The 3,916-nt window shown below is 50.1% G+C and carries 4 protein-coding genes; all 4 read right to left on the bottom strand.

Going from position 1 to position 3,916, the window contains the following annotated elements; genetic code table 11:
- Positions 1–316: 316 nt before the first annotated feature.
- Complete coding sequence (locus BUA24_RS11490) at positions 317–931, bottom strand: ABC transporter substrate-binding protein (protein ID WP_072792718.1); 615 nt, start codon at positions 929–931, stop codon at positions 317–319.
- A gap of 1,050 nt (positions 932–1,981) precedes the next feature.
- Positions 1,982–2,491: a DUF1269 domain-containing protein gene (locus tag BUA24_RS11485; protein WP_072792716.1), complete on the bottom strand. Its 510-nt coding sequence runs from the start codon at positions 2,489–2,491 to the stop codon at positions 1,982–1,984.
- 135 nt (positions 2,492–2,626) lie between these two features.
- A complete protein-coding gene (locus tag BUA24_RS11480) occupies positions 2,627–3,319 on the bottom strand; it encodes a DUF4232 domain-containing protein (protein ID WP_072792714.1) in 693 nt (230 codons plus the stop codon).
- A gap of 370 nt (positions 3,320–3,689) precedes the next feature.
- On the bottom strand, positions 3,690–3,916 hold a 227-nt coding region (locus BUA24_RS12850), incomplete at its 5' end, for a hypothetical protein (RefSeq protein ID WP_218587481.1).

Raw genomic sequence — 3,916 nt, 5'->3', positions numbered from 1 at the left:
ATAATTCCTAGATACCATGGCCACCACTAGCAAATCAATTCACTCGTGGAATTTGCACAACTATCGGGACACAACCGGGTTTCACCGGACCGCCGAAGGAGGCGTTAGGGACGAAGACAGCGCGCCCTTGAATGTCGGAGCTCTTTAGTCTCCATGGTCCGTCTACGACCGACCAGATAGGACTGGAAGCGTAAGTTGATAGATCTTGGGCCTGTCCGTTGAGGAAGTTGTAGACGGCTTGGGCTCCACTTGGGGTCTGACCGGGAAGCGAACTTGGTGGGGTCGCTGGTGTCGGAGCTGGTGCGCTAAGTGAGGTTCAATCCCACGCTAATGGCAGAGGCGTCATCTGGGAAAGCTCATTGTAGGTAAACCAGGTGGAGTTGTAGCTTTGGTTTAGTGTAACGACTACCTGATACTTTGAGGTCGCCTTATAGGAAACGACGTTGTCGGGGAAGGCTCCCGGTACATATCCACCCCAACTGTTCTTATTTGCCTTGATGAGATTCATCCAAAAGACCACGTCCTGAGCGTCTACCGGCTCGCCGTTAGACCACTTGTAGTTAGTGTTCATGTTGACCGTGACTGTTGTGTTATTGTCCGAAAATATCGGAGGCTTAGCGAGCGAAAGCGAGTAGTTGATCTCAGCTTTGGTGCCGTTTCCGAACCAGTAGAGAGGACGGTACATAAGAACCTGAAAGAACGATAGGTTCGAGGTTGAAAAGGCGGTTCCTGGCGTTAGGGGGAAGATGTAGTTTGGCGCCGCTCCTGGACCTTCTGCAAAGTTGACAGTCCCCCCTTGCACCTTCGTATTTGTCGATGTAGGTGACGTGGAGCCAGATGGAGTGGTAGAGCCACAAGCGGCTAAAACCAGTGCGGTGGTAAGGGGAACCACGTAGGATCGTGGTCTAAGGGCAAAGTTCCGCCGTTTCATGAACTAGAACCTTTTTATAACTAGGGTTGGAGATGTCAAGGATCTTTCAGTTCTTGAGATAGTAGCTGATTCACTCAGACGGGTTACCCTATTTCCCTAAGTGATCATCAACTTAACTTTTTGATAACAATTTGCAAAGAAGATTTGGAGCACCTGTGCTGGTTGACCATATCGACTCCTTCTTAGCGTTCATTTGTCTCGCAGTGTGTATGTTTGAGACCTTCGACCTTGCTTCTCAAGGCACCGTCGCTTAGTAGCTCGAGACTAGGTGAACTAGTCTGATGGATGGGTATATCAAGGCAGCGAGACAATATTTTATCTTTCGGTAGTTGCACTTCTCCAACGGTTCTGCGTGTAGGCGCTAGGTTCGGGACCTTTACTATGAGCCGCCTTCGACTAGTTCGAACTGAAACTCGGGGACGTGGCCACATCTGCTGCCCTAACCTATCTTGCTGGTTCCAACTAATTGCCCTAGTGTTAGAGACTAGCTCTAGTGCGACGTACGTATGGCGAGATGCCGAATCCGCGCTTGGGTCTCATCTGAAGGCGATGACAATGACTATGAAGAGGGTTTCCTTAAAGAACGGTATCAGAGGATTTCTTGACTCGGCTACCAACCAAATAGAGTATTACTCAGTGAGCATATCGTCCTTAGGGAGGGGTGGATACCTTTTATGTTAGGAGCCTCTGGGACCGTGGTACAGCTCTCTTCGGCTCAATCGATCGAGGTATGAGAGATAAGCTGGGCTGTTGGGTTGATCGCTGAGTGTGATTTATCTATCGGAGGATCTGGCGGCATACTTGGGACGTGGCCAAAAGATAAGTTGCTCCAATGCCGTTGGTCTCGTTGCAGACTACGGCCCGTAGTCCCTCGTCTGAGGCGAACCTCCTTTTCCAGTGGTTCGGGATGTAGGGCGGTATGGGCGTTTTGTCTTTGTTTCTGGAAATAGCCTTCGCTGCCTTTTACATATCGTTTGATAGCCCCTAGCGTCTTACAGACGAGAGGGGCTCGGTGAGACGAATTGAGGAGACAAGGTGCTCCTTATAGGACTAACTCTCTGCCTTTTGCTCCTCAAGCGCTTCCTTGAGGGCTGCTACGGTGTCGTCTGAGAGTGAGGTTCTTATGATCTTGGCGGGATGGTAAGGTTCAAGAGCTAGTCGCATCTGATCTACATCAGCTGTGGCTCCAACTAACACCAAAGCAGAGGTCCCTGCTGTAAGTTCCTCTTTTATCTCTTTGATGAGGTTTTCATCCAGCCCGGACTTCTTCATCAACTCACCGATGATTGCACCTACTCCCATACCACCTAGCCATCCGCCGAAGAACCAAGCTGGCGGGAACCACCAGAACAGTAGCAGACCAGCTAGTCCGCCCAAGAACGCTCCTCCTGAAGCGGATCCGTGTGGACTTGAGATTGTCGTTATTCCGGTCTTGTGCTTTTCGACTATTGCTATATCGTCTATCCAAGCGTAGCGGAGCTCCTGTAGGGCTCTGATTGCCGACAGTGCCTCCTGTGCGCCGTAGGACCGATCGAACTTTACCACTATTAGGTCCGCCAATTGGAACTCCTTTCGTGTTGTTCCGTAACTCCCTTCCTTATGCTAGCGATGATTTGCAAGCTACATCTAAAGCTCTCCTTATTTTTGCATTAGAGAGTTGGATGAAGGGATCTATTGCTCTTAGTCCTTCTAACCTCAGTTTGGGTAGTTGCCTCCTAAGCCGGGTAGAAACACTCCAATGCTGGGGTACTGAGGCTCGGTGGAACACAGGTAGATAGTCTGGTCTATCCAAGATGTTTGGATTTGAATTGAGTCGTTGGGTGGAATGATGTAGAGGGATTGAGGTATGAACGCTTGAGGGGTTGTTGTACATCCCTTTGTGCTGTTTAGAAAGGTAAACCAAGCATGAGCGTCTCCTCCGGGACTGAGTTTGACAGCTGAAAACCCGGTCTTGGTCCAGATTCCATCCAGTTTGGTAACACTACTGCCCAAGGTCTGAACGAGTTGGAGACCTGGGTGACCTGCAATCTCGCAGAGAGATGAAGAAGTATTTTGCAAGACGATCTGCACTTCAGATGTATTGCCCCCTTGTTGTTCGGGGCCGTAAAGGACCCGGAGTTGAGAAGGGTTGCACTTGGGTGTGGTACTGACCTGAAGCGGAGGATTTGTGCTACTTGTCGTGGCCTGATCGCTAGTGCTGTAGTTCCCCACCGTGCTGGCGATCTGGCTCTGCTTGGGAATCGTATAGGCGGGCTTGGTGAGATAGGCTACCCCTACCATTACCACTGCGGTGAACAGGGCGGCGCTAAGTCCCTGATAAAAGCGCAACGCCCGCTTAGCCCGTTCGTATCCCTGCATCTGTTGATCGTGGTATTTGAGATCACTCAAGACCGTGCTTCACCTCGGTTCCGTTGCGCAGTCAGCGGCGGACTTTGCGTCCATCATTGACAATAACACCAACGACAATAACACAAACAGACTCTCAAGAATCTAAAAGCATCAATCAGCTGCTGTTGTCATGAGGAAACTTAGGGTCCTAACCGCGCTTTATCTGGTCTTTTATCTAGTGACTTGAACGATTATTTTGAGTCTTCTTTGAGTGGTTGCAGGGTCGTCCCACCTATAACTATATGAGCACTTATGAGTTGCCATTTTGTTTCAGGTGCTCCGATGACTTTTATCTACCCACCCAAATTTTGGGAATTATATACTTGACACCCTCAGCTCCTTATCGAGTATCTATGTTCCCATATGGTCATCAGTCTTTGCCGAGACTAGATGAGCAATGGTGACCCTCGGGGTACAGCTTTTCGCCAGCCCACGCCACGGCGCGGCGCTGATCTACCTCAAGTGGACCGCCTCGAATGTGATAGGACGGCCCATAATGGATAAGCGGCTCTTCGGAAATAAGCGGTAATCCGGTGCCAAGATCGACCAGGAATCGGTTTGTTGTTGAGCGTTCTTGGGTGTATGGCCAGATTGAAG

The sequence above is a fragment of the Ferrithrix thermotolerans DSM 19514 genome (assembly GCF_900128965.1).
Lineage (GTDB): Bacteria > Actinomycetota > Acidimicrobiia > Acidimicrobiales > Acidimicrobiaceae > Ferrithrix > Ferrithrix thermotolerans.
This window is presented reverse-complemented; position numbering and strand designations above follow the sequence as displayed.

Bases quoted from the DNA above. Each gene is read 5' to 3' on its own strand.
- BUA24_RS11490 (WP_072792718.1), bottom strand. From the start codon at position 931: ATGAAACGGCGGAACTTTGCCCTTAGACCACGATCCTACGTGGTTCCC.